This window comes from Gluconobacter sp. Dm-74, from assembly GCF_018256135.1.
Classification (GTDB): Bacteria; Pseudomonadota; Alphaproteobacteria; order Acetobacterales; family Acetobacteraceae; genus Gluconobacter; species Gluconobacter cadivus.
In genome coordinates, this window is record NZ_JAERLX010000004.1 from 65752 (window position 1) to 90792 (window position 25041).

Here is a 25041-nt window from a genome sequence, read left to right on the forward strand (position 1 = left end):
GCTTATACGACGGGAGTGAGGAGCGTGCCGTCGGTGAAATAGGCAATCAGATTATTCACAACCAGATTGCCCATGGCTGTTCTGGTTTCGACTGTTGCTGATGCCTGATGGGCTTGCAGAACGGTATTTGTGAGCGAGAAAAAAGCCGGGTTTATATCAGGTTCATTCTGAAAAACGTCCAGTCCTGCGCCAGCGATGCGCTTTTCTTTCAAGGCATCCAGAAGGGCGTTTTCGTCTACGACTGTACCCCGGGCGATATTGATCAAGAAACCGTCTTTTCCCAGCGCCGTCAGGATGTCGTTATTGATCATGTTTGCGGAGCGTGCTCCTCCCGACACTGCGAGTATTAGGACATCGCACCATTCTGCCAAGCTTTTCAGGTCAGGCTCGAAGCGGTAGGGCGTGTCAGGCTTTGCATGAGAGTTGAAATAGGCAATCTCCATATCAAAAGCTGAGATACGCTTGGCAATGGCCTGCCCTATGTGACCGAACCCTGCAATCCCGACCCGTTTTTTTGTCAGACTGCGGCTTAGGGGGAGGGGAGAATGAGGCCAGCTTCCCGCCCGGACGAAACGGTCATTATTCACGACATCCCGCATTACGGTCATCATCAGGACGACGGCCATATCGGCCACATCTTCTGTGAGGGTATTCTGGGTTGTCGCAACGCGGATATTCCGGCGTTTTGCTTCCTGCAGGTCAATGCGATCGGTGCCTACGCCATTGACCGAAATGACCTCCAGATTGGGCAGCGCGTTCATGATTTCGGCTGGAACTCCGGAGGCGCCTCCAGTCGTGATGCCGCGGATGCTCGGAGCGAAGCTCTGCAGATCTTCGGGTGTGGTGTAGGGATGGAGTTCAAAAGATTGCTCCAGCTGCTCTCTCATAAATGGAAGAATGGGATCAATCGTCAGAATGCCGGGCCTGGATGACATGAAGTTCTCCATTACTGATTTATGGGGGCGTCACTCTTTGGTGCGTCGTCCGAGGGTTGCGTTTGCGAGCGCAGCACAGGCGGCTTCAACGTCTTCCCAGGTTCTGACGAAGCCTTCGTCAGGTCCATAATATGGATCAATGACGTCCTGTCCCATGCGGGTCGGGATATGATCCAGCATGAGCGAAAGGTGCGATTTTGAAGTGCGGGGCTGCATTTTCTTAAGGACTGTCAGATGGGAGCGATCCAGAGCGATGATATGATCAAAGCGGCTGAAATCATCTACCGTGACAAGGCGTGAGCGGAGTGTTGAAGCGTCCAGACCTTGTCGGGACGCGATGACGCATGCGCGCGGGTCCGGTGCTTCGCCCAGATTCCACCGTCCGGTGGCGGCAGAATCAATATCCAGTTCCAGCCCTCGTTCGCGCGCTTCCCGGCGCATGGCCAGTTCCGCCAGAGGAGATCGACAGATATTGCCTGTGCAGACAAAAAGGAAACTACTCATGCGCCTGTTAGCCAAATGAAAAATGCCATGGTGAAGATGGAGGATAACGTTCCGAAGAACAGAACGGATGCAATTTCACGTTCCAGAACATGATATCGCATGGCAAGGATAACATTGATGGATGCGCTGGGAATGGCCATCGTCAGGACACTCTCCTGAAGCGCAGGTAAGGGCAGATGCCACGCGCGGGCCAAGGCATAGATGATACCGGGAATGACAACGTTCCGGACACTGACAATGACACCGACAAGAGGACTGAACTTCACCTGGCGGGTAAAAAGAACCACACCTGAGGCGAAAAGCGCCGCACCGCCTGTCGCCCGTCCAAGAAGCTGGAGAGAGCCTTTGAGGAACTGCGGCAGGAACGCACCTGCGCTGACCAGAACAAGCGCCATCATGGGCACCCAGACCACAGGTTCGCGGCAGGAATGGATTAGATGTCCAAACAGTTCGCGGACGTCACTACGCGACTGGTTGTTATTTCCGACGCGGTGATCTGTGCCACGGTCATGGCCCATCAGGATCAATGTGATCGGGAGCTGCACCAGATTCATCGCCAAAGATGCGATTGAAATTGGCACGGAACTCGCGGGACCAAAAATCTGGCCCAGAACAGGAATACCAATGAAGGGAACGGACGGACCGGTGATGGTCATTGCGATCAGTGCTGCTTCTCCAAGGCGGCGTTTGAGCAGGCCGCGCAGGATGGCAAAGATCAACCCATAGCCACCAATCATGGCCAGCAGGATGAGCGCGGCGACTGGCCCTGCAGCCAGAACCTGACCGCGCGGCGTACTGAGGATTGAAACCAGCAACTCCAGTGGGAGCGCATACAGCATGACCAGACGTGTGAGAACACCTGCCTGCTGGGCGTCAAAATCCTTTCGGTATGCCGCGAAATAGCCAAAGCCCAATGTCACGAGAATCGGGAGAATGGACTGAACGATCGTCAGCAACAGGGCAGGCGAATTCGTCATAAATGACCCATAAAAACAGAAATCCGGTCAGGAAAAGATCACCTTTCGTAACGGTCACCCTCACATTCGTCTATCCCCGCTGCAGATGACAGTTGACCAAAGCCACGGAGAATGGCTTTGTGGAGTGATCTTGTCCTCTTTCTATCGGTGCCAGCTTACGTGATGCAATCCATACTCGATACGTTGTGGGGTCTGATCCTGGGCCTGCTGGGCGTTGTGGTGGCCGGCGTGGCGATCATCGAGGTCATGGCCCGTTCCGTGCTGAGCAGCCTAGGAATACAGGGGCAGATCCAGACGGCTCTGTTGTTTCTGCTGTTGGGTGGACTGATTCTCGGGGCGTTCAGAGTTTTCGGAAAACTGTTTGCCGTTCTGCTGGTCGCTGCGTTTTCCGTCTATTTCGTACATGTCGTCTTCGGCGTTCTGAGCGATGCGCTCATCCCGGTTCAGACATCGAGCGCGACGACCGATATCTGAACGCCGCCAAGTGCGGACCAGTCAGTCCGCTGGCGTCTGGATGATGCGGATCAGCGTCTCCACGATTTCGGGATCGGCGAGGGTGGACAGATCGCCAAATCCTTCAGTCTCGCCACAGGCAATCTTGCGGAGCAGACGGCGAACGCTCTTTCCGGAACGGGTTTTGGGCAGATCCGGCACGACATGGATGTGCTCGGGCGCCGCATAGCGACCCACTTTTGACGTAATCGCTTTTGCAGCCCGGATATGAAAATCGTCGGGAGCATTGTCGCGCGGGACGACGTAAACGACAATTCCCTGTCCCTTGAGATCATGCGGGATCCCGATTGCTGCACTCTCCGCGATGGTCAGTTCAGTCGCCAGTGCATCTTCGATTTCAGCAGAGCCGATCCGGTGTCCCGAGACATTGATGACGTCATCCACCCGCCCGGTAATCCAGTAGTATCCGTCTTCATCACGACGCGCGCCGTCACCCGTGAAATAATATCCGGCATAGGGCTGAAGATAGGTGCGCTCGAAAAGACCGTCATCGTTCCAGATGGAGAGCGCGCGGCCGGGCCACGATCCCTTGAGGCAAAGTACGCCTTCTGTGGCTCCTTCGCGAGGCACGCCCTGTTCGTTCAGAAGAACCGGATGCACGCCGGGGAGGGGGAGCGTTGCTGAGGCGGGCTTTTCACGAACGGCGCCCGGAACGGGAGAAATCATGATGCCGCCGCTTTCGGTCTGCCACCATGTGTCAACGAAAGCGCAGCGCCCGCCACCGACATGATCGTTGAACCAGGACCAGGCTTCCTGACTGATAGGTTCTCCCACAGTCCCCAGAACACGCAGAGACGACAGGTCATAACGCTGCACGACCTCATCGCCTTCCCGCATGAGCGCACGGATGGCGGTTGGAGACGTGTAGAAGGTCGTCACCTTGTGATCCTGAATCACATTCCACCAGCGGCCCGGTCCGGGATACGACGGCATTCCCTCGAACAGGAGAACCGTCCCGCCGTTCAGGAGAGGGCCATAAACTCCGTAAGTGTGGCCCGTGATCCAGCCGATATCAGCCGTGCACCAGAAGATGTCTCCGTCCTGATGATCAAACACCAGTTCATGGGTGTAGGACGCCCAGACCAGATATCCACCCGTTCCATGAACGATACCTTTGGGTTTGCCGGTACTGCCCGACGTGTAAAGCAGGAAAAGCGGAGCCGAGGCGGGCATGCTCTGAGGCGCGCAATCTGAGGCGGCCTTGTCCAGAAGGGGTGCAAGCCATCTGTCGCGCTCAGGCTTCATACCTATCTCGTCGTCCGTCACGCCCACGACCAGAACAGTGTTGACGGCAAGGGTGTCCGGCCGGAGGTCAAGCGCCGCATCCAGTGTGGCCTTGAACGGAATTCTTTTAGGGCCCCGCCGCCCAACATTGGCCGTGATCACCAGAACCGCCCCGCTGTCAGCCAGTCTGTCCGCGATCGCCTCTGGAGAAAACCCGCCGAAAAGAACCACATGGATCGCGCCGATCCGTGCACAGGCGAGCATGGCGATCAGGCCTTCGGGAACGGAAGGCAGGTGAATGGCAACCCGATCCCCCGCCTGAATGCCCTGCTGCCGCAGGACGTTCGCCATCCGGCAGACATGTTCATGAAGGGTTTTATACGTAAAGGTCAGGACGCGCCCGGCGTCCTCAGCCTGCCAGATCAGGGCTTTCTGATCGCCTCGGGTTTCGAGGTGGCGGTCCAGGCAATTGACGCTTGCATTGAGCGTTCCACCGGGAAACCAGCCCTGCTGTTCGCTCTGGGCGTGCGTCGGCACGGTGTTCCAGGACAGTCTTTCGCTTTCGCGCATCCAGTAAAGCTCGGGCCCGGCAGTCGCCCGTTCCACCAGAGCGTTATAATCCGTCGGTGTCAGGCGGAATGAATGAGAGTGAGGAGAGGAGGGCATAAACCTGAAACCTTACGCACAAAAAGCAGACGCCACAGAGCAGACTGCTGTTATATATTTGGCTTGCAGGTTCTGAAACAGAGAGAATTTCTGTCTTCTTGCAGAAAAGCTCCGCAAGGGATTGGTGGTGTCCGCGAGAGGATTCGAACCTCCGGCCCCAGGATTCTTACCACTTCGGTTTTCACCGCCATGCTGCGAAGCATGTTCGTGGTCTGGACTGTCTCTTCACCACAACTGCGAAAAACACAGTCAAGGTGTTGCCCGTACAGTCTCTACACCTTCGTTCCAGCGCACCGGAACGCTTGGCTCGGGATTGGCACGATCAAGACGATCAGAGCGTTCCCCGAATTTGAGCAAATCCACCATGCGGTTTCCCCTCATGGCGCCCAATTCAAACCTTAGGAATCCTGTGCTCTATCCTGCTGAGCTACGCGGACAAACCATCTCGCTGATATCGCGGTTATGCTGTCTCTGCAACCATGCCTGTATCATATTCGAAGGAGAGAGAAATCACGGATGCTCTGCATCAGGAGAAGCCGGAGAATCCGAACTGCCACATCCGCGATGCGCAGGTAAGGAGAAAATGGCAGGGTTTGTTTAGGCTATTTAAACCTTTTGCGGGTATTCTTGGAGGCGGTGCTTCTGCTACGGCACTTGCAGTGCACTTCTTTCCTGCCAAGGGGGAGGAGGGCTGTTTTTCTGGTAGCACCAAATCCTGAGTAGGATAGAGCGTATTCGCCTCTGGCATCCTACATATATATCTCTTGAGTGAGGGGTTTTGCGGGTTTGACAGAGTTGAGAATGGCCATGATCTGCGTTGCTTGCGACGATATATTGAAGCGGTTTGATGGTTCTGTGCTTTCGGCAATGGGGCGCTGACCGTGGGGATAATGAAGATGATGGACAGTTCAGCCCGTCATGTCCGCGAAGCTGACCCAACCCTCCTGCGTCTGAAACTGATCGGGCAGATGGAGGCGAAAACTCTTACGGGAGGGAGTGTTCTTCCTGTGGGGGGCAAGACGCGGGCGCTCTTGGCCATTCTTGCTCTTGCTGACCGAAAACCTGTCCTGCGATCCCGGCTGGCGGAACTTCTGTGGAGCCAGCGCCCTGAAGACATGGCCCGTGCTTCTCTCCGGCAGGAAATACATCGTCTTCTCGACGCGTTAAGTCCGCTGGGTGTGGAGGTCATCGACGTTCAGAGGCATTCTCTTGCCCTCAAGCCTGCGTTGACGTCTGTGGACGCTGAAAGGCTTCTAACAGCCAGTCTTCGAACGATCGACAGTGTAGCCCTGCCAAGCGAACCTCTGCTCGGCGAACTGGTAGGCGTGGATCCCGCGCTTGATGAGTGGATCGGCCAGCAAAGGGAGCGCCTTACGACCCATCTTCGGCAGCTTTATGAAAGTGCTGTCCGAGAATTGACGGATCCGGATCAGGTTGAAGAAATAGCCGAACGCCTTCTAAGGTTCGACAGCCTCAACGAAGTCGCCTGGCGCGCCAGAGTACAGACGGCTCTTCATCGTGGGGATCAGGCACGGGCAGCGGCACTTGCCGAGCAGATGATCTGTATTTTTGGAAGTGTCGAGGGGCATAGTTTTGCTCCCGCAACACAGACACTGCTCAATGGTATCGGGGCTGAAAACTCCAGCAGTGAACACCTGAAGATATCGTCCCAGCCGACGCTGCTCCCGTCCGGTTCGGATGCGCTTTTTTCTGTTGCCATGCAGCGGTCAGACCCGATGCTGACATTGCCGCCGCATTATGCTTCCACCCATTTCTCCGAAGCAGAATTGCGTAAGATCTCTCTGGTTTTTCTGGCTCCCTCCTGTGCCGATGAAAGTCTTGTGCGGCATGGGCAGACTTTTCGGGACCAACTGGAACTCATGTTTGTGAGCATGGGAACCTTCGATATTATTTCCCCTCCCGATACTCCTCCTTCTGATTCCATCAACGCCGCGATGGCGTACCAGGCGCTTGGTGCAGACTATATTATCTCAGGCAATCTGCGGGCTGGGGCAGATGGTGCTGACAGCCGCCTCATTCTTCGTGTGCTAGATGTGCGACGGGGTGGTGTCATCATCTGGGGAACGCATTACGACTTTCCGTCATCTGCTCCCGAGCAGGCCCAAAACAGCATCATGGCCCCCGCGCAGGCCATGCAGTGGAGTATTTTCGTTGCGGAAGCCCGGCGTATTGCGGGGCGCCCGGACAACGAACTGTCTCCATTAGGAATGGCCCTAAGAGCTTTCACATTGCTTTTAAGGCACGATTTTTCGCTCTTCGACAGGATCGATTCTCTCCTGGAGCGTGCTGTAGATTGTGAAAAGGATGATGGGACGATCGCTCTTATTGACGCGATGTATTGCTATATCCGTTTTCAGAATGAATGGGGCCTGGAAGCTGATTCCATCTTTGCTCGTGGGCTGCGAAGTGTGCGTGCAGCTATTTTGCTGATGCCTGATTTACATGCGGTCGAAGTCCTGTTGGCCGCATATCTCATGTATGATCCTGCCAAGCACGGTATGGCTGTATCGATTGTTCAGGATGCAATCGGGAGCATTGTTCGCAATGACAGCAATCACCAGGACTCTCCAGATGCTCTGATGGCTGGCGTCGTTATGAATCTTTTGCGGGGAGAAACAAAATCCGCCACCCGTAGCGTGAAGATTCTTTTGGAAAACGGATGCCGTTCTCAGTTCCTTGAACTTTTGCGCCCTGTTTTCATGATGATCCTGTTATTGGGCGAAGAGTATCAGGACGTCATCTCCATGGGGCGACTGATGTCTGGCCTGTATCCATCCTATCCGAGCGCTCTGGTGTACTACCTTGTTGCGTTGCTTCAGGTAGGGGGGGCAGCGGAAGAGGTCCATCAGGTCTGTCGTCATCTTCTGCGTCTGGTGCCTGACCTGACGATTTCCAGAGTTGTCAGCCGCTTTGCATTTGCAAAACCTGCACAGCAGGCGAGGCTGGCTGAGGTGCTGGGGCAGACAGGTATGGCCGCAGAATAGCAACATCTTCCTTCAGGCGCTTGGCCTTGCGACGTCGGCGCGATATGAACACTCAAGAAGTTGCCGGCTACAGGCCTCGCCAGTCTGTATCCTTGCTTGTGACCGGCCCTGGCGCGGCCCGCAGGACCACCCATGATGTCTCGCATCCAGTTGACCGTTCTTCGATCCTTCCCCCGACCAGCGGCCCGCTTCGCCCTTGGATGTCTGGCTCTTACCGCGCTTTCCGCATGCGGTGGTGGACGTGATCCCAGTACCCTGACTGCTCCGCGCAACCATCTTCTGGGCGTGGACCGTGGCGCTGAAGGCGGTGCCGACGAGCTTCGTGGCGGGGTCAATGCCTATCTGTGGCGCGGCGCGATTGATACGCTGTCGTTCATGCCGCTGGCGTCCGCCGATGCCGTGGGTGGCGTCATTCTGACGGACTGGTACCAGCCTTCCGCCACTCAGAATGAGCGCTTCAAAATTGCGGCTTATGTTCTGGACCGCCGCCTGCGTTCGGATGCTCTGCGGGTTTCCGTCTTCCGGCAGGTTCTTCAGGATGGGCAGTGGGAAGATACCCCTGTTTCCGCAACGACAACCTCCGATATCACCACCCGTATCCTGACGCGCGCGCGTCAGCTGCGCGCTGAAAATGGCGAGCGGGACAACTGAGCCAGACATGAACGATACCCCAGCCCCCGCATTCGATTTCCAGAACCGCGAACCCTTCTGGCAGAATGAATGGAAACGCCGGAACACTTTTGCCGTTCCTGATGTTCCTCCGGCCGACCGCCCGAAATATTATGTGCTGGAGATGTTTCCGTATCCGTCCGGACAGCTTCATGTCGGACATGTGCGGAACTACACGCTCGGGGACGTGGTAGCGCGTTACAAGCGGGCCCGCGGATTTGCGGTCATGCATCCGATGGGCTGGGATGCATTTGGCCTTCCGGCGGAAAATGCGGCCCGTGAGCGGAATGTTCATCCCGGCAAATGGACGATGGACAACATCGCAGCCATGCGCGGCACACTCCAGCGTCTTGGTTTCTCGCTGGACTGGGATCGTGAGATCGCAACCTGCCTCCCCGAATATTACGGCAAACAGCAGAAACTGTTCGTCGATATGCTGGCGGCTGGGTTGGTTGAGCGCCGGGACTCTCTGGTCAATTGGGATCCGGTCGATGAGACGGTTCTTGCGAACGAGCAGGTCGTCGACGGACGTGGCTGGCGCTCGGGGGCTCTGATCGAGAAAAAGAAGCTTTCCCAGTGGTTCCTGAAGATTACGAAATTTGCCCAGCCGCTGCTGGATGATCTCAAGACGCTGGATCGCTGGCCCGAGCGCGTCCGCACGATGCAGGAGCGCTGGATCGGACGGTCCGAAGGCGCACGGGTGCGCTTTGCTCTCCATCAGGCTCCTGTGGGCTATGATGCGGATCTGGACAGTATCGAAGTCTTCACGACGCGCCCTGATACGCTGTTCGGTCTCAGCTTCGTCGGGATTTCGGCGGAGCATCCTCTGGCGCGCAAGGTTGCCGAGAGCAACCCGCAGGCCGCTGCGTTTATTGAAGAATGTCGTCGTCTCGGAACGTCGGAAGAAGTCATCGAAGCTGCGGAAAAACGCGGTTTTGATACCGGACTGCGCGTTGCCAATCCGCTCGATCCTGAAAAGACCGCTCCTGTCTGGATCGCCAATTTCGTGCTGATGGATTACGGTACCGGCGCTGTTTTCGGGTGTCCCTGTGGCGATCAGCGCGACCTTGATTTTGCCCGTAAATACGATCTGCCGGTTCCGCAGGTCTTGCTGCCTGCGGGACAGGATGCTGAAACTTTCGTTCTGGGCAAAAAGGCCGTTTCGGGCGATGCAACCCTGTTCAATTCAGGCTTTCTGGATGGACTGGATCCCGCGACCGCCCGCACGAAGGTGATCGAGCGGCTCGAAGGTCTGGGGGCAGGAAAAGGCGTCGTGAACTGGCGCCTGCGCGACTGGGGCATCTCTCGTCAGCGCTACTGGGGCTGCCCGATACCCATCATTCACTGCGAGACCTGTGGTCCGGTTCCTGTTCCCGACGATCAGCTTCCCGTTATCCTTCCGGAAGACGTGACCTTTGACCGTCCAGGGAATCCGCTCGACCATCACCCGACCTGGAAGCATGTAAACTGCCCGCATTGCGGCACGCCCGCTGTCCGGGAAACTGACACCTTCGACACCTTCGTTGACAGTTCCTGGTATTTCGCCCGCTTCACCAGTCCCCATGCCGAGACCCCGACGCTCCCGGCTGCAGCGAATGGCTGGCTTCCCGTTGATCAGTATATCGGCGGTATCGAGCACGCGATTCTGCATCTGCTTTATGCACGGTTCTTCACCCGGGCGATGCATGAAACCGGTCATCTGGATGTGGACGAACCGTTTGCCGGTCTTTTCACTCAGGGCATGGTGACGCATGAGAGCTACCGTGACGAGAGCGGCTGGCTTTATCCCGAAGACGTCGAGCGTCGTGGTGATACGGTTGTGCGTCGGGACACGGGAGCGCCGGTGCAGATCGGCCGTTCCGAAAAAATGTCCAAATCAAAGCGCAATACGGTCTCGCCTGTCGATATCATTGAGCATTACGGCGCTGACACGGCCCGCTGGTTCGTTCTGTCCGATAGTCCGCCCGAAAGGGATATGGAGTGGACGGCCTCCGGCGTGGCAGCTTCTGCCCGCTTCGGCCAGAGGCTGCATCGGTTGGTTGCATCTGTTGCGAGCCGTGATGCTGCTGAGAGCATCCACGGTCCCGTCGGGGAAGACCTGCGTCGTGTGACCCATCGGGCCATCGTTGCTGTGGGTGAGGCGCTCGAAGCCTTTACGCCGAATGTTGCCGTGGCGCGTCTGCATGAACTGGCCTCGGCACTGGCCGAGGCCGAGCGTCTTGAAGGAGACGGCATTGCCGCGGCCCGTCGTGAGGCAGCGCGCGTCCTGTGTCTGCTGACAGCACCGATGATGCCGCATCTTGCGGAAGACATGATGGCGATTCTGGAGCCGGGCACTGCATTGGTCGTGGATCGGCCATGGCCGGACGCCGAGGAGCAGTGGCTTGCCGTCCAGAGTGTGACGATTGGTGTGCAGATCCTCGGCAAGCTGCGCGGGACCATTGAGGTTCCGCCGGATGCACCGAAGGACGATGTGCTTGCCGCAGCCAAAAACGAGCCGAACGTGGCGCGTCTGCTTGAAGGAAAGCGTCTGGTGAAGGAAATTCATGTTCCGAACCGGATCGTCAACTTCGTGGTTGCCGGGTGATGTCTGACCGTCGCGGCACTTTTCTGCTCACGGCTTGTCTTCTGCTGGGGGGGTGTGGTTTCTCACCCCTCTACGGAAAGCTGACGCCGAAAACCGACATGTCGGAAGAGTTGGCCCAGGTTTATGTGGACAACATTCCGGGGCGTTACGGCCAGTTGCTGCGTCTGGCGTTGCAGAAAAATCTGGCGGGCGCCGGGCCGGAAGATCCTCACAAATACATGCTGAAAGTCTATTCCAGCATGAATGAGGAAGCTGTCGATATCCATCAGGATAACACCTCGGGCCGAACGCGCAGTACGGGTTCGGCGCATTGGGTGCTTATAACGGTGGAGCAAAATCCGCGTATGCTGGCACAAGGTGATGCGACGACGCTGGATGGTTTCAATACCAGTTTTGAGCAGTATTTTGCTCAAACCCTGAATGATGAAACCCTTCAGGCGCGTGTTTCCGATACGCTGGCTCAGACCGTGACGCAACAGCTCGCGATTTGGTTCCGCAGTCATAACATGCCCGAGAAAGCGGCTCCTGATGAACTGCCACGCTATCTGAACACAGACCGGATGCCTGACGACAACGGGAACGCAGCGACGGATCGGACGGGCGTTGACGGCTTCCCGGCATCTGCCACCGGCCGTCTGTCCCGTAGCACGACCAGCACATCCGCCCAGTAAGTGGTGAAAATCGACGCACGGAATATCGCGCGAACACTGGACGATGCCGGCTCCTGGCGGGCCATCGTGCTTCATGGAGAGGATACCGGCCTTATCCGGGAACGGGCCGCGCAGGCGGTCCGGCGGGTTGCCGGAACGACGGATGATCCGTTTCAGGTGGCGCAGCTTGACCGGGAAACGCAGGACCGTCTTGAAGAAGAAGCCACTGCGCTCTCCCTGATCGGAGGGCGGCGTGTCGTCTGGGTGCGGGACGGGCAGGATAGCCTTGCTCCCCTATTCAAACGGGTACTGGACGCCAATACGGATGCTTTGGTCGTTATTGAAGCTCCGGGGATTACAGCACGCTCAAAGTTGCGTGCTCTGGCGGAGGCCCACAAACAGGTTGCCTCCATTGCCTGCTACCCCGAAGAGGGGCGTGCTCTTTCCCAGACCGTGACGGAAGCACTTGCTCAGGCGGGCGTCACTATCGATCGCGATGCCCTTATCTGGCTTCTGGGCGTGCTGGGGTCTGACCGCAGCGGGGTGAGGGGGGAAGTTGAAAAACTTCTGCTGTATGCCGGGCCGAATGGCCGTCTTGATGTGCAGGCTGTTCAGGACTGCGTTGGCGATGCCGGTGGCAATTCTCTGGAAGATGCAGCGTTTTCGGCTCTGTGCGGAAATCGCATGATGGCCGATCAGGCGCTCGAACGGGCCTTGGCTGATGGGGCAAATCCCGTAGCGGTGGCGCGAACGGTTCTGGGTGTGCTGGTGCGGCTTCAGAAAGTTGGTCAGGCTGTGCAGGACGGGCAGGGGCGGGCTGAAGCCATGAAGGCCCTGAAGCCGCCTGTGTTTTTTAAACGAACAGCAGCTTTCGGTCAGGCACTGGATCGTTGGCCTCTCCCGGCGCTCGCACTGGCAGCACGGGAGACGCAGGCTTTCGAACTGGCCTGCAAGCAGAGCGTTTCGCCCGATATGGCGTTATGCAGACGCCATATCGCGTCGCTTTGTACAGTTCGAAAAGCCTGATTTAACAAGCTGGTTTGGGACATACGCTCCTCTTCGCATGCCCCGATACGGCTTAGAAACGCGCCGAAACGTCTAGGTAATAATATCCGCCGTTCATGCCGAGCTGCGATGTGCTCATGTAGTATTTGGGTACGCCGAGATAGCGGTTTCCTTCAGGCACCACAGACGGGAACTTGGCGAAGATATTGTTACCCCCAATCGTGGCGCTCCATTTGGGACTGATATTGTAGGTGACGGAGGCGTTCGTCGTCCATTTCGGCACATTCTGGAATTCCAGATAGTGGCTCGTGGAGTAGGCGTAGGGCCCCGTGTAATAGGTGAGCTGGGATGTCGTCTCGCCGTAACGAATCTCATGGACGGAGACCGCCCATTTGTTGCGCGCGGAATGCCAGGTCCCGCCGAAGATGATCTTGCTGCGCGGATATGCGGTGGTGATGTAGGCGATATACTGCGCCGTCAGAAGCGGCGTGCCATTCGAGCTGCTGGCCTGATGGCGCAGGCGCGTGCGGTTGAGGTTGATCGCAACATCCCAATCCGCATGGCCATAACGTCCGAAATCGGTCGGATAGGTTGCTGTCAGGTCAAGTCCCTGCGTCCGCGTATTGGCGACATTGGCAAACCAGTGCGTGGCAAGCTGGCTGCCGGTCCAAGTAGAAGCTTCCGGCGGGAGTTTGAAATTATCGGCGAGGAGAGCCTTGCGGGCCTGGTCGCCATAGATCGAACCGCCCGGCATGATCCGGTCTCGCAGATCGATCTGATACACATCGACAGTCACATGCAGCTTCTTGACCGGCTCGACGATGATGCCACCTTCAGCACTCGTGGAGGACTCCGATTTCAACGCTGATGCGCCGTTGGACAGCGCACCGGGGGAGTTTGCTGCAATAATGCCACTGGCAGCGGTCGGCGAGACGGACAGTGCGGAATAATGCTCCTGCGCCAGCGTCGGGGCATGGAAGCCGTTGCTGAACGTGCCGCGGATCGCAAAGCGCGGGCTGAAATCGTAGCGGGTCGAGACCTTGCCGGTCTTGGTGTTGCCGACATCCGTATAGTGTTCGACGCGTCCGGCAAGATCGACCTGCCAGTGCTTCATCAGGTTTGTGGAAATGTCGAGATAGCCCGAAGCAACGTCACGAGACCATTTTCCGGCATTGGCCGGGTTGGTGCCGGGAAAGCCGTCCGAGCTGGAATAGTTATAGCTGGCCGGAGAGCCGGTCCCGATTGCATAGGCTTCATAGCGATAGGACGCACCGCCTGCGACGTTGATGGCATATGGCCAGAACGACGTACGGAACTTGCGGCTGAGGTCGACGCTGTTTGTCCATTGCGTGTTGTTATAGGACTGCGCGGCAAATGATGTCGGCGTCTCGCCCGTGGCCGTGTACAGTCCCACATTCGTGGTGCTGTTGGCGTTTACAGCATCATAATCCCGACCGAAAACCGACGACACGTCCCAGTGCCAGCCCGCCAGCGTGCCTTTCAGGCCAGCCGTCAGTTCATAATCGTCTTCTTCCAGAGCCTCGATGGGGGAATAGCCATAAGGGTAGATCGCCGCGTAGCCCGGATATTTGGCGAGCGAAGAGGGCAGGCGATAGTTCTGATAAGATTCTGCATGACGATGCGCATAGGTCGCACCGGCATAGGCCTGGATATCATCGGTGATGTCATAGCCCGTATTGATGGCGACGCTTTCACGCGTCTGCTCGGGCTGTCCCAGAAGCTGGTTGACGTCGGTGTTGGTGCGGTTGTCGTTTCCGGACCGGAAGGTGTGGTCCTGATGAACAAAATCGCCGCCGATATGAACAAAACCGCGATTGTTCAGGTTCAGGCCGCCATCAATGAACACGCCCTGCTGGAAACCATCGCCTTCGCTCGTGATCCCGGTGTTCGAACGCATGGTCAGACCATGGTTCTGCTTCTTGAGAATGATGTTGACCACACCCGCAATGGCGTCGGAGCCATATTGGGCGGACGCACCGTCGCGCAGGACTTCGATATGGTCGATCATGGCCATGGGGATCATGTCGATATCGACAGGCGTGGAGCCCTGCGCCGGTCCGCCATCGGCATAGATATTGGCCGTGGTGTGGCGCCGCTTGCCATCCACGAGCACGAGCGTCTCATTGGGGTTGAGGCCACGCAGCGAAATGCTGTCGGTCAGTGCACCCGCATCGAAGCCACCTGTCGGAACGGTCAGAGAAGGCAGCAGCAGCGCCAGGGAGTCACGCAGCGTGGGCTGACCCGTTCCTGTTAACTGACGGTTCGTTACAATATCGACCGGAGCGATCGAATCTCGCGCCTTTTTGCCAAACTCGCGCGTTCCCGTCACGACGACCGCTTCTGTTCCTCCCGAAACCTCGGTTTCATGCCGTGGCGTCTGGACAGGCTTCGCCTTTCTGGCCGCAGGCGTTGTCCGCGCCTGTTTATGCGCGCCTGAAACGGAGTGAGCCGGAACTGGCTGTGGTGTTGCAGCACGGCTCTCGGCGGTCACAAGGAGGAATGTGGAGCCGAGAAGAGACGTGCCCAGAAGGGTCAGATGACGAAGGGAAAGCTGGGTCAGCACTTTTACCACGCAATAGGTTAGTATTTTATATGAGCCACAAAATTGGTTCGTATTTGCGGAAGGTCAACATAATTTTCCGGTTCCAGAAAAATTCCGATCACATTTTGCAGGGCCTGTGGCGTTCCTTACACGGATCGGGCGTTATGGAAACGGTTTGTTTTGAAAATGAATTTCGGAGAATGCACATGAAACGACGTCATTTCCTGCAGGCAGCGTCGGCAGCCCCGGCATCTCTTGCAGTCACGGCAGCCCTGCCAACCTCTCAGGCACGGGCCGCCGGAAACGAGGATAACGGAACCGGCCCCTATGGCGCGCTTGAAGTCGTCGCTGAATTTGACGGCCCCGGTCCCTCCGGGATCGTCGTGCTTCCGAATGGCCGGACCTTTGTCGGTTTTCCGCGCCATGCGGTAGATCATAAGGGCGCAACGCTTGGCGAACTGGTGGACGGAAAGGTCGTGCCATACCCCAACGCCGAGATGAGTCTTCCGGGCAATGCTCCGGCAGAGTGCCTTGTGTCCGTTCACGGCATGACCACGGATCGTGAGGGCCGCCTCTGGGTGATTGATGATGGCAAGCGCGCCGGGCATCCTCTTCAGCCCGGAGCCGCAAAGATCGTCTGTATCGACCCGACGACAAATCGTGTCGCTCACAAAATCATTCTCAAAGCGCCAACTCTGTTGCCGGACAGCCACATGAACGACCTGCGTGTGTCACTGTCGCACGGTGCTCAGGGGACGGTCTTCGTGACGGATTCGTCTTTCGGAACCAGTCCCGCTCTTGTGGTTGTCGATGTTGCCACCCAGCAGGCACGGCGGCTCCTGACCAAACATCCCGCCATTCTGCCGGAGGCCGGTTTTTTGGCCATCGTGGAGGGAGAACCCCGTCGTTACATTCCCGGACATCCCCAACTGGTCTCTGGTGGCGTAGATGGGATTGCCCTGACGAAAGACGAAAAAACTCTCTATTTCGCGCCGTTAACCAGCCGTCGGCTCTACAGCCTGCCTGTGGACCTGCTGGCAGATCCAACATCGGACGACACGGTTCTGGCGCCTGCCATCCGCGACGAAGGCGAAAAAGGGGTGGCGGACGGACTGGCGCTGGATGACCATGACCGGCTCTACACGACGAATTATGAGCATGACTGCATCCTGAGGCGCGATCAGGATGGCTCTTTTAAAATGATGCTCCGTGATCCACGTGCCCTGTCACCCGACGGCATTTTCGCAACGGCGGATCATGTTTATTGCACGTTCGGGCAGTGGAACCGTCTGGCGTCGTTCAATGACGGCAAGGATCGCCGTGTCACACCCTATCTGCTGATCCGCTTTCCGATCGAACAGCCGCAGCCTTATGATGCGGTACCAAATGGTCAGAAAACCTGAACCCAGACGCAAAGCGCCCCGGTGGACGGTTCCACCGGGGCGTCTGAAGGGGCGTCTGAAGGCCCGTCTGTCTGAACCGGATGTCAGGCCGTCGTGGACGGTGCCTGACCTTCGGGTGTGTGCTGGTCGACAGCAGCCGGGAGAAGCTGTGCCAGCGCAGGCAGGATCGTTCCGGCAGGCAGGCCCGTCTTGGCGACGATCGTCTGGATCTGCTGGTCCGTCAGAAGGCTGCGCAGTTCGTCGGTGGTAATGGGCAGGTTCTCGCCATTGCCGATCCAGGAATGGATCTTGTCGGTCAGACCGGCGCTCTGGGCCTGACTGATGAGCATGTTGAGGCCATCGCCCTTGAGGAATTCGCCGATGCTGCCGCCGAACTTGTCGCCAAGCTGGCCGCCGATCGCGCCTACAGCCTGGTTCATGAGGTTTCCGAGAAAGCCGCTCATCCGTGTTGTTCCGTTCTTTCAGACGCGGCGTTTCGGGCCGCAATTGGTGTTACGAAGTCCGTTTGCCGCTGAGTTCCTGCGGAACTTCGACGTCGATTTCGAGCATGGAGCAGCCGCTGCCACGATCAACCTTGATCTGGACCTTGTCCTGATCAACGGCGACATGGCGCGCGATGACTTCCATGATTTCCTTGTGAAGCTGGCGGATCAGATCGGACTCGCCGCTCTCACCGCCTGCGCTGCGTTCATGGGCGAGCAGGATCTGGAGCCGATCCTTGGCGACGCTGCTGGACTGCTGGCGACGCGTGAAGATGTTTGCGAGAAAACTCATGAACTCATGCGTCCCTCTTGAAAAGCCAGTCAAGGAAACCGCGCTTTTCGACGGGTACCGAGACTTCGAGCTTCTCGCCGCTCAGGCGACGGGCTGCTTCGAAATAAGCGCGGGCAGGAAGGCTTGTGGGCGCAGCCAGCGTGACAGGCGCGCCGACATTGGAGGACTTCAGCACGTCCTCGCTCTCCGGGACGATGCCGAGCAGCGGAATGGAGAGGATTTCGAGGACGTCCTCGACGCTCAGCATTTCTTTTCGTGCCGCACGAGCCGGGTCATAGCGGGTCAGAAGCAGATGCTTGTCGACCTTCTCGCCCTGTTCGGCCTTCTTGGTCTTGCTATCGAGCAGGCCAATGATCCGGTCGGAGTCACGCACCGAGCTGACCTCGGGATTGGTGACGATCACGGCCATATCGGCATGATACATGGCAAGCTGCGCGCCACGTTCGATGCCGGCCGGACTGTCGCAGATCACCCAGTCGAACTTCTCGCGAAGCTCATCCATCACGCGGGCGACGCCCTCGGAGGTCAGGGCGTCCTTGTCGCGGGTCTGGGAGGCCGGAAGGATCGACAGGGTTTCGCAGCGCTTGTCGCGGATCAGAGCCTGCGACAGGCGCGCATCGCCCTGCACGACGTTGATGAGATCGAAAACCACCCGGCGTTCGGCCCCCATGACCAGGTCGAGGTTCCGAAGCCCGACATCGAAATCAACCACCACCACATTCTGTCCGCTCTGAGCGAGAGCGGCGCCGAGCGCGGCGGTCGATGTCGTCTTGCCGACGCCACCCTTGCCGGAAGTGACAACCAGAACCTTGGACATGAATACTCCAGAAAAACGTCTCTTCGGTCTGCGCCTGCCCATAACAGGCCAGCGCGGGCCGATATCTCATTCTATGAATGTTTTATGCGTCGCGGCAACCTGCGAATAGGGGTGCTTTCATGGCAGCCCGCATCACGTTATTGCCCGGATCACACGGGGAGCGGCAGAACACGGACACGGTCTTCATCCAAAGCAGCCTGTGCGGCCTGCCCCAGAAGGGCGGGGTCGATGTCTTCCGTCACGGCATAATAGCCATCGAGCGCCAGAAGTTCGGCCTGCATGCGGCTGGCGAAAATACGGCTCTGGGACTGCCCGCCCACGCCCGCAATCGCCCGTCCACGCAGGGTTCCGTAAACGTGGATTGAACCCGCAGCCACGATTTCAGCACCAGAAGACACCGATCCGAGGATGATCACGTCGCCCTGCATATGCTGAATGCTCTGGCCCGACCGCACGGTCTGATCGATAATGAGCGTCCCGCCGCCCGAAACCGGCCCAGCGGCGCTGGTGGACGGGTCTTCCGGAATTTCGACTTCCCCGGCGGGGCGGCCACCGTCCAGCATTTCCGGCCAGTCCCAGTGCGCGACAGCCGGCCAGTGCCGGCTTCCTCCCTCAAGACCGATAATCCGGACACCCCGGCCCCGGATGTCGTCCAAAAGCGTTGCCAGACCCGGCGTGTTCTCGTTGAGGAGGCCGAGATCCAGAATGATCGGTTTTCCGGTGAAAAGTCCGCCGGATCGGGCGACCTGATAGTCCAGACCGTCGAGCCAGAGGGGGAGGGGCGCCTCGGGCGACAGGACGAGCGCGAGGAAGGAACGGCCACGGGCACGGATGCGCATGGGGGCGGTTGAAGAGGGTACGGAAACGGGATCGGGCATCGTGAAAATCGTCGGACCTGTGTCGGGCAGTCGGTGAGGCTCTTGTGAGCGGGTATCGGCTGACTTAGAAAGTGGCAATGCGTATCCTGCATCACCTTCCACTTTCTCCGCAATGCCGTCTTGTGAGGCTTGCCCTCACCGAGAAGCGACTCCCGTTCGAACCCGTCATTGAACGAGTGTGGGAGCAGCGTGAGGAATTCCTGCATCTCAACCCCGCAGGCGAAGTCCCTGTGCTGGTTGAGGAAAATGGTCTGGCCGTGCCTGGCGGACGCGTCATCTGCGAATATCTGGAGGACGCCTATCCCGATACGCCGCTTCTGGGGCGTACGTTTGCCGACCGTGTCGAAACCCGGCGGCTCGTGGACTGGTTCGAGACCCGTTTTGCGCAAGAAGTCACCCGGAACCTTCTGGGCGAGAAAGTGGACAAGCGCCAGTTCGGGCGTGGCCATCCGGACGGTAATGCGCTTCGGGCCGGGTACGCAAACATGCGCTTTCATCTCGATTATATCGGCTGGCTGGCGGAAACGCGCTCCTGGCTGGCGGGGCCTGCGCTGTCGCTGGCGGATTTCGCGGCTGCGGCGCATCTGTCGGCGCTCGATTTCATCGGGGATGTGAACTGGTCCAAGGCACCCGCGGCGAAGGACTGGTATGCCCGGGTGAAGTCCCGGCCCTGTTTCCGGGGCCTGCTGTCTGACAAGGTCAGTGGTATCACGCCGCCCGCGCATTACGCCAATCTGGATTTCTGAGAGCCGCTATGATGAACCCCGATGTGATTGTGCTCGGAGCCGGGGCAGCGGGGCTGATGGCGGCGGCTGTGGCCGGGCAGAACGGTGCAAGGGTTCTGGTTCTCGATCACGGACCGGAGCCGGGGCGCAAGATCCTGATCTCGGGCGGCGGGCGGTGCAATTTCACACATCTCGAAACCGGCCCGAACTGTTTCATTTCCCAGAACCGTCATTTCGCCCGCTCCGCGCTGGCGCGCTATACGCCGCAGGATTTCCTCAAGCTCGTAAACCGCTATGGCATTGCCTGGCACGAGAAAGCGCGCGGGCAGCTTTTCTGTGACGGGTCGGCCGGGCAGATCGTGGACATGCTGGTTTCGGAGTGTCGGGCCGCTGGCTGCGAATTTCGGATGCAGACGCGGATTCTGGATGTTCGCCGGGCAGAGCACGGATTTGCAGAGCACGGATTTATTGTCGTTACGGATGGCGGTGAGATCCGCACGGACTCCGTCATCCTTGCGACGGGTGGGCTGTCCATTCCCAAGCTCGGGGCTTCTGATCTGTCGTTGCGGCTGGCGCGGAAGTTCGGACTGCGCGTGGTGCCGACGGCCCCGGCGCTCGTGCCGCTGGTTCTGGAAGATGCCGACCCAGAGCTTGCAGGCGTTTCGCTGCCGATCGTGGCGCGGGTGGGCAAGAAAGGGCCGTGCTTTGAGGACGGGATGGTCTTCACCCATCGCGGCGTGTCAGGTCCGGCGATTTTGCAGATTTCGTCCTATCTGGAAAACGGCGACGCGGCGCAGATTGACCTGCTACCGGGGCAGAATGCGCTGAACGTGCTGCTGAAGGTCAAGAAAGACCGACCGAAAGCCCTTCCGCCGAGTCTGCTTGAAGCGCTACCCCTGCGTCTGGCGCGTGCTCTGACCGTGGGAATGGGCGAGACGATGCTGGCGAACCAGCCGGACCGCGCAATCAAAGCACTGGCCGAGCGGATTTCGAACTGGCAGCTCCGTCCCGCCGGGACCGAGGGCTACACCAAGGCAGAAGTCATGCGCGGTGGGATCGACACGCGGGATCTGTCGTCCCAGACGCTGGAAGCCCGGGAAGTTCCCGGTCTTTACGCGATCGGAGAAGCTGTGGACGTCACGGGCTGGCTTGGCGGACACAACTTCCAATGGGCCTGGGCAAGCGGTGTGGCGGCAGGGCAGGCGGCAGCCGCCGGGCATCGCTGAGGGCGCATTGCCACAGGATTGCCATGCTGGCGTTCGATCAGGCGGAAACCGATGACGTGGCGATCCGTTTGCGCTTCTCTAAGGACCGGTTTTCACCCTAGCCGATGTAAGGACACATCCATTATGTCTCGTTCCGTTTTCCGTCATGTTCTGCGTACTGCGGCAGGTCTGTCTTTTCTGGGGCTGGGGGCGTGTGTCGGGACGGCGGCGCCGGGGCCGATTGCGCCGGGAACGCCCATCGCCGGTTATGGCTATACCTGTAAGGCCGGGATCTATACCTGCAAAATGCCGACACAGGTTCCGCTTGGCGCGCCGTGTTCGTGTCCGGGTCTGGGAGCGGCGTCGTACGGAAATATCCATCAGCCGTAAGCGCGGCATTGGCCGGTTTGCGTTGAACGGCTAGGACTGCGCCATGCAGGAGAATATTTCCGGAATGGCGCAGTTTTTCCCCTGGATCGTCGCGGCGGTCGCGCTGGCGGTTACTTTGCTGGCGATCCTGCGCAGTGGCAATGGCAGCGGACGGTTCGAGCGACTTCTTGAGCGTGAGGCGCAGGAGCGCTCGCAGGACGTCGAATATCATCGGGCCCATCTGTCGGAAGTCGAACGCGTTCTGTCGGGGCGGCTGGATCAGTTCCGGCTGGAAACCAGCGAGCGGCTGAGTCTGCTGGCGCGTAATCTGGGGCAGGATCAGGCAGAAGGTCGTCTTTTGCTGTCGGATGCGCTGCGTGAAATGGCGCAGAGCCAGAACGAACAGATCGAGCGGATCCGGGCGACCGTGAATGAACAGCTTCACGGTGCAGTGGAAAAGCAGATGCAGACCAGCTTCCAGCGCGTGGTGGAGCAGTTCAGCGCCATGCAGAAAGCGTTGGGCGAGGTCACGAGTGTGACGGCGCAGATCGGCGATCTGAAGCGGCTGTTTTCCAATGTGAAGACACGTGGTGGCTGGGGTGAGGCGCAGTGCCGGTCCATTCTGGACGATATTCTCCCCGAAGGAAGTTACGACACCAATTTCCGCCTTGGAACGGCCGGTGAGAATGTTGAATTCGCGATCAAGATGCCGGTGCGCGGCACGGAAACGCCACCACGGCTGGCGATTGACAGCAAATTCCCGACCGAAGCCTATGAAAGACTGTTGAACGCCTCGGATGCCGGGGATGCGCTGGCGGAACGTCAGGCGCGGCGCGAACTGGAAAACGTGATCCGGTTTGAGGCAAAAAAAATCGCGTCGAAATATATCCTTCCGCCCGTGACGGTGGAATTTGCCGTGTTGTATTTGCCGACCGACGGGCTTTATGCCGAAATTGCCCGCATGCCCGGTGTCATTGACGAAATCGGGCGGCTGCATCGCGTGATGGTGATGGGGCCGTCGCTGCTGCCGGCGATGCTCCGGACGGTGCATCTGGGATATGTCACGCTCACGCTTGAAGAACGGACAGAGGCGATTGCCGGGCTTCTGGGGGCGACGCGGCAGGAAATGCTGCGGATGGATCAGGTGTTGGAAAAACTGCACCGCAATGCCGGGACGATGGGCAATACGATCGAAGAAGCCCGTCGGCGGACACGTGTGCTCGGGAGGCGGCTGCGGGCGCTGGACGGAACGACCGACGAGATGGAAGAGGCTCTGGAAGATCCGTCCTCCCCCTGATATCCTGCCTTTAAGACCGATTTTAATTGGATGACATCGGGGGCTGCCCCATGTGAAGATCATGACCATGACGTCTGCACATGATTCCGGGGCGCCTGAGCGCCTTTCCGAACCTTCTCCCCGGCTTCTGCTGATCGAAGACGATGACAGCATTGCGGCCGAGGTCGTGGAGGAACTCACGACGCGCGGCTATGATGTCACGCGGGCCGCGACGGGTGTCGAGGGTCTGGATCAGGCTTGTACCGGACAGTTCGATCTGATGATCGTGGACCGGATGCTTCCGGAACTGGACGGGCTGACGGTGATTGAGAGTGTGCGGGCGCAGCGCATTACCATTCCGGTCCTGGTGCTTTCGGCGCTTTCCGCTGTGGACGACCGGGTCAGTGGTCTTAAGGCGGGGGGCGATGACTATCTGACCAAGCCCTTCGCGATGGAAGAGCTGGCTGCGCGTCTGGAGGCTCTGCTGAGGCGTCCGACGGACAGCCGTGTGACGGTGCTTCGGGTCGGTCCGCTTGAAATGGATCTGATCGAGCGCCGGGTGTTCCGGAATGGGCAGGAAATCGAGCTGCTTCCGCGGGAATTCCGCCTTCTGGAATACATGATGCGTCGCCCGGACACGGTGCTGACGCGGACGATGCTACTGGAAGACGTATGGAATTACCGCTTCGTTCCGCAGACAAATCTGGTGGACGTCCATATCGGAAAGCTGCGTCGCAAGATTGATCTGCCTGGCGAGCCGCCGCTCATTCACAGTATTCGCGGTGCCGGGTTCAGTCTGCGTGTCACGGGCTGAACTGCGCTTTTCCGAACTGTTCCGGGCTGATCTTTTCCGCACCGCGACGTTCCGTCTGACGCTGGCTTTTGTCGTGGCCATCATCGCTGCAATGGCATTGCAGTTCGGGCTCGTCTACGAACAGATGAATGGATATGAGCAGCAGCGCTCGACGGATCTGCTGCAGCGCGAAGCGGACCAACTCATTCAGGAAAGTCCTGCCCAGCTTGAGTACGAGGTGCGGGAGCGCAGCAAGACGGACCTGCGTGTGATCCTCAACGGGGCTGCGCTCTTTGATATGAACCGCAACCGGATTGCGGGCGACATCAAGAAATGGCCTGTCGGGCTGGAAGTTTCTCCCAGAACCCAGCGTCTTTGGGACGCCCCTCCTGGCGATACGCCCTATGAAATGCGCTATCTGGCCGTTGAGGTAGAGGGGGTGCAGGGAAACCGGGACCGTATTCTTGTTCTGGCGCGTTCTCTGCATATGGCCAACGAACTGCGCTACATCACCAAGCGTGCGGCGTTGATGTCCGTGGTGCCAATCGTTGTGTTCGCCCTGATGGCAGGAATTTTTCTGAGCCATCGGGCGCTGGGTCGCGTCAAGGATATGCATGAGGCGATCGACCGCATCATGGATGGAGACCTGCACGAACGTCTGCCGACCGGGCGCGAACGCGACGACATTGAGCGATTGGCCGTGTCGGTCAACCGGATGCTGGACCGTCTGGAGCATCTGCTCGACGAGATCCGGGACGTGGGCAACGACATTGCCCATGATCTGAGAACACCTCTGGCGCGGGTGAAGGCCCGGTTGGAGCGGGTGTCGTCGATTACGAATGACCCCGGGGCACTTCAGGGTGCGATCGAGCGTGCCACGCTGGATCTGGAGCAATGCTTCTCCGTGATTACGGCTCTTCTTCGGATCGGCGAGATCGAGAATGGCCGCCGCCGGGCCGGGTTTGCGATGCTTGATCTGCGAGAACTGCTGGCCGGGGTGGTGGATCTGTACGAACCGATCGCCGAGACGGAAGGTATTCTGCTGGAGGTTGTGGACTCGGAGAAAGCGGTCCCGCTGTTCGGGGATATGGACCTGCTGAACGAGGTTCTGGCCAATCTTGTGGACAATGCGATCAAATTCACGCCCGCTCCCGGAACGGTCCGGCTGAGTGCGGGGCAGGGAGCAGACGGATCAAGCTGGCTGCGTGTCAGTGATACGGGAATCGGTATCGCCGAAGATGAGCGCAAGGCCGTCATGGGGCGTTTTTATCGCTCGGATAAAAGTCGCCATGTTCCGGGAAGTGGTTTGGGACTGAGTCTTGTTTCGGCGATCCTGCGGTTGCATGGAGCATCGGTGGAGATCGTGTCTGCGAGGCCCGGTCACACGCTGCCTGGAGCGGTTTTTACCATTCATTTCGCGCCTGCGACGCCTGTCTGAAAAGACGCGGAATATTGCGCAACATGTCAATATTTGCCGTGTGTCTTGATATTTAAACAGAATTT

General features: G+C 58.6%; 22 protein-coding genes. 13 read left to right on the top strand and 9 right to left on the bottom strand.

Going from position 1 to position 25041, the window contains the following annotated elements:
- Positions 1 to 2: 2 nt before the first annotated feature.
- The 3 genes from JK208_RS08010 to JK208_RS08020 are packed head-to-tail and all read right to left on the bottom strand — an operon-like array spanning position 3 to position 2416.
- A complete protein-coding gene (locus JK208_RS08010; RefSeq protein ID WP_211575399.1) occupies positions 3 to 935 on the bottom strand; it encodes a 2-hydroxyacid dehydrogenase in 933 nt (310 codons plus the stop codon).
- A gap of 30 nt (positions 936 to 965) precedes the next feature.
- Positions 966 to 1439 carry a low molecular weight protein-tyrosine-phosphatase gene (locus JK208_RS08015; protein WP_211575400.1) on the bottom strand — a complete coding sequence of 158 codons (474 nt, stop codon included), beginning with the start codon at positions 1437 to 1439 and terminating at the stop codon, positions 966 to 968.
- A complete protein-coding gene (locus JK208_RS08020; protein ID WP_211575401.1) occupies positions 1436 to 2416 on the bottom strand; it encodes an AEC family transporter in 981 nt (326 codons plus the stop codon). Before JK208_RS08020 ends, JK208_RS08015 begins: the two co-directional genes overlap by 4 nt.
- 162 nt (positions 2417 to 2578) lie before the next feature.
- On the opposite strand from JK208_RS08020, the gene JK208_RS08025 reads away from it, so the two are divergent.
- Positions 2579 to 2890, top strand: coding sequence for a hypothetical protein (locus tag JK208_RS08025; protein WP_206034799.1), 312 nt, complete (start codon positions 2579 to 2581; stop codon positions 2888 to 2890).
- Positions 2891 to 2911: 21 nt separating this feature from the next.
- Here JK208_RS08025 and acs read toward each other — a convergent pair whose 3' ends face one another.
- Positions 2912 to 4819: an acetate--CoA ligase gene (acs, locus tag JK208_RS08030; RefSeq protein ID WP_211575403.1), complete on the bottom strand. Its 1908-nt coding sequence runs from the start codon at positions 4817 to 4819 to the stop codon at positions 2912 to 2914.
- Positions 4820 to 5715: 896 nt separating this feature from the next.
- On the opposite strand from acs, the gene JK208_RS08035 reads away from it, so the two are divergent.
- From JK208_RS08035 to holA, 5 genes are all read left to right on the top strand, one after another.
- Entirely contained in the window at positions 5716 to 7824 is a 2109-nt protein-coding gene (locus tag JK208_RS08035) for a hypothetical protein (protein WP_249202026.1), read from the top strand.
- Positions 7825 to 7956: 132 nt separating this feature from the next.
- Complete coding sequence (locus JK208_RS08040) at positions 7957 to 8475, top strand: DUF3576 domain-containing protein (protein ID WP_228125466.1); 519 nt, start codon at positions 7957 to 7959, stop codon at positions 8473 to 8475.
- 7 nt (positions 8476 to 8482) lie between these two features.
- Entirely contained in the window at positions 8483 to 11080 is a 2598-nt protein-coding gene (gene leuS, locus JK208_RS08045) for a leucine--tRNA ligase (RefSeq protein ID WP_211575406.1), read from the top strand.
- Complete coding sequence (locus JK208_RS08050; RefSeq protein WP_194267927.1) at positions 11080 to 11751, top strand: hypothetical protein; 672 nt, start codon at positions 11080 to 11082, stop codon at positions 11749 to 11751. The genes leuS and JK208_RS08050 overlap by 1 nt, the downstream gene beginning before the upstream one ends.
- Positions 11752 to 11754: 3 nt before the next feature.
- Entirely contained in the window at positions 11755 to 12756 is a 1002-nt protein-coding gene (gene holA / locus JK208_RS08055; protein WP_211575639.1) for a DNA polymerase III subunit delta, read from the top strand.
- A 52-nt stretch (positions 12757 to 12808) separates the two neighbouring features.
- Here holA and JK208_RS08060 read toward each other — a convergent pair whose 3' ends face one another.
- Entirely contained in the window at positions 12809 to 15247 is a 2439-nt protein-coding gene (locus tag JK208_RS08060; RefSeq protein WP_408872105.1) for a TonB-dependent receptor plug domain-containing protein, read from the bottom strand.
- Between the two features lie 257 nt (positions 15248 to 15504).
- On the opposite strand from JK208_RS08060, the gene JK208_RS08065 reads away from it, so the two are divergent.
- Positions 15505 to 16701, top strand: coding sequence for an SMP-30/gluconolactonase/LRE family protein (locus JK208_RS08065; RefSeq protein ID WP_211575410.1), 1197 nt, complete (start codon positions 15505 to 15507; stop codon positions 16699 to 16701).
- Between the two features lie 83 nt (positions 16702 to 16784).
- Here the strand turns inward: JK208_RS08065 and JK208_RS08070 are convergent, their stop codons facing one another.
- From JK208_RS08070 to minC, 4 genes are all read right to left on the bottom strand, one after another.
- Complete coding sequence (locus JK208_RS08070; RefSeq protein WP_194262289.1) at positions 16785 to 17144, bottom strand: YidB family protein; 360 nt, start codon at positions 17142 to 17144, stop codon at positions 16785 to 16787.
- A gap of 49 nt (positions 17145 to 17193) precedes the next feature.
- Positions 17194 to 17475, bottom strand: coding sequence for a cell division topological specificity factor MinE (gene minE / locus JK208_RS08075; RefSeq protein ID WP_211575412.1), 282 nt, complete (start codon positions 17473 to 17475; stop codon positions 17194 to 17196).
- Positions 17476 to 17479: 4 nt separating this feature from the next.
- Complete coding sequence (gene minD, locus JK208_RS08080; protein WP_062027254.1) at positions 17480 to 18292, bottom strand: septum site-determining protein MinD; 813 nt, start codon at positions 18290 to 18292, stop codon at positions 17480 to 17482.
- A gap of 149 nt (positions 18293 to 18441) precedes the next feature.
- Positions 18442 to 19170, bottom strand: a complete 729-nt coding sequence (minC, locus tag JK208_RS08085) for a septum site-determining protein MinC (protein WP_211575413.1) — start codon at positions 19168 to 19170, stop codon at positions 18442 to 18444.
- A gap of 77 nt (positions 19171 to 19247) precedes the next feature.
- On the opposite strand from minC, the gene JK208_RS08090 reads away from it, so the two are divergent.
- The 6 genes from JK208_RS08090 (at position 19248) to JK208_RS08115 (ending at position 24976) form a co-directional block, all read left to right on the top strand.
- Positions 19248 to 19916: a glutathione S-transferase family protein gene (locus JK208_RS08090; RefSeq protein ID WP_194262291.1), complete on the top strand. Its 669-nt coding sequence runs from the start codon at positions 19248 to 19250 to the stop codon at positions 19914 to 19916.
- Positions 19917 to 19927: 11 nt separating this feature from the next.
- Positions 19928 to 21121, top strand: coding sequence for an aminoacetone oxidase family FAD-binding enzyme (locus JK208_RS08095; protein WP_211575644.1), 1194 nt, complete (start codon positions 19928 to 19930; stop codon positions 21119 to 21121).
- 123 nt (positions 21122 to 21244) lie between these two features.
- A complete protein-coding gene (locus JK208_RS08100) occupies positions 21245 to 21490 on the top strand; it encodes a hypothetical protein (RefSeq protein WP_099286928.1) in 246 nt (81 codons plus the stop codon).
- Positions 21491 to 21533: 43 nt separating this feature from the next.
- Entirely contained in the window at positions 21534 to 22766 is a 1233-nt protein-coding gene (locus JK208_RS08105) for a DNA recombination protein RmuC (RefSeq protein WP_211575415.1), read from the top strand.
- Positions 22767 to 22827: 61 nt separating this feature from the next.
- Positions 22828 to 23559 carry a response regulator transcription factor gene (locus JK208_RS08110; protein ID WP_407925765.1) on the top strand — a complete coding sequence of 244 codons (732 nt, stop codon included), beginning with the start codon at positions 22828 to 22830 and terminating at the stop codon, positions 23557 to 23559.
- A 16-nt stretch (positions 23560 to 23575) separates the two neighbouring features.
- On the top strand, positions 23576 to 24976 hold the full coding sequence (locus tag JK208_RS08115; protein ID WP_211575646.1) for a HAMP domain-containing sensor histidine kinase: 1401 nt from the start codon (positions 23576 to 23578) through the stop codon (positions 24974 to 24976).
- Positions 24977 to 25041 lie beyond the last annotated feature (65 nt).

Coding starts and splice junctions, on each gene's coding strand:
- JK208_RS08010 (WP_211575399.1), bottom strand. CDS start 935: ATGTCATCCAGGCCCGGCATTCTGACGATTGATCCCATTCTTCCATTT.
- JK208_RS08015 (WP_211575400.1), bottom strand. CDS start 1,439: ATGAGTAGTTTCCTTTTTGTCTGCACAGGCAATATCTGTCGATCTCCT.
- JK208_RS08020 (WP_211575401.1), bottom strand. CDS start 2,416: ATGACGAATTCGCCTGCCCTGTTGCTGACGATCGTTCAGTCCATTCTC.
- JK208_RS08025 (WP_206034799.1), top strand. CDS start 2,579: ATGCAATCCATACTCGATACGTTGTGGGGTCTGATCCTGGGCCTGCTG.
- acs (WP_211575403.1), bottom strand. CDS start 4,819: ATGCCCTCCTCTCCTCACTCTCATTCATTCCGCCTGACACCGACGGAT.
- JK208_RS08035 (WP_249202026.1), top strand. CDS start 5,716: ATGATGGACAGTTCAGCCCGTCATGTCCGCGAAGCTGACCCAACCCTC.
- JK208_RS08040 (WP_228125466.1), top strand. CDS start 7,957: ATGATGTCTCGCATCCAGTTGACCGTTCTTCGATCCTTCCCCCGACCA.
- leuS (WP_211575406.1), top strand. CDS start 8,483: ATGAACGATACCCCAGCCCCCGCATTCGATTTCCAGAACCGCGAACCC.
- JK208_RS08050 (WP_194267927.1), top strand. CDS start 11,080: ATGTCTGACCGTCGCGGCACTTTTCTGCTCACGGCTTGTCTTCTGCTG.
- JK208_RS08065 (WP_211575410.1), top strand. CDS start 15,505: ATGAAACGACGTCATTTCCTGCAGGCAGCGTCGGCAGCCCCGGCATCT.
- JK208_RS08070 (WP_194262289.1), bottom strand. CDS start 17,144: ATGAGCGGCTTTCTCGGAAACCTCATGAACCAGGCTGTAGGCGCGATC.
- minE (WP_211575412.1), bottom strand. CDS start 17,475: ATGAGTTTTCTCGCAAACATCTTCACGCGTCGCCAGCAGTCCAGCAGC.
- minD (WP_062027254.1), bottom strand. CDS start 18,292: ATGTCCAAGGTTCTGGTTGTCACTTCCGGCAAGGGTGGCGTCGGCAAG.
- minC (WP_211575413.1), bottom strand. CDS start 19,170: ATGCCCGATCCCGTTTCCGTACCCTCTTCAACCGCCCCCATGCGCATC.
- JK208_RS08090 (WP_194262291.1), top strand. CDS start 19,248: ATGCGTATCCTGCATCACCTTCCACTTTCTCCGCAATGCCGTCTTGTG.
- JK208_RS08095 (WP_211575644.1), top strand. CDS start 19,928: ATGAACCCCGATGTGATTGTGCTCGGAGCCGGGGCAGCGGGGCTGATG.
- JK208_RS08100 (WP_099286928.1), top strand. CDS start 21,245: ATGTCTCGTTCCGTTTTCCGTCATGTTCTGCGTACTGCGGCAGGTCTG.
- JK208_RS08105 (WP_211575415.1), top strand. CDS start 21,534: ATGCAGGAGAATATTTCCGGAATGGCGCAGTTTTTCCCCTGGATCGTC.
- JK208_RS08110 (WP_407925765.1), top strand. CDS start 22,828: ATGACCATGACGTCTGCACATGATTCCGGGGCGCCTGAGCGCCTTTCC.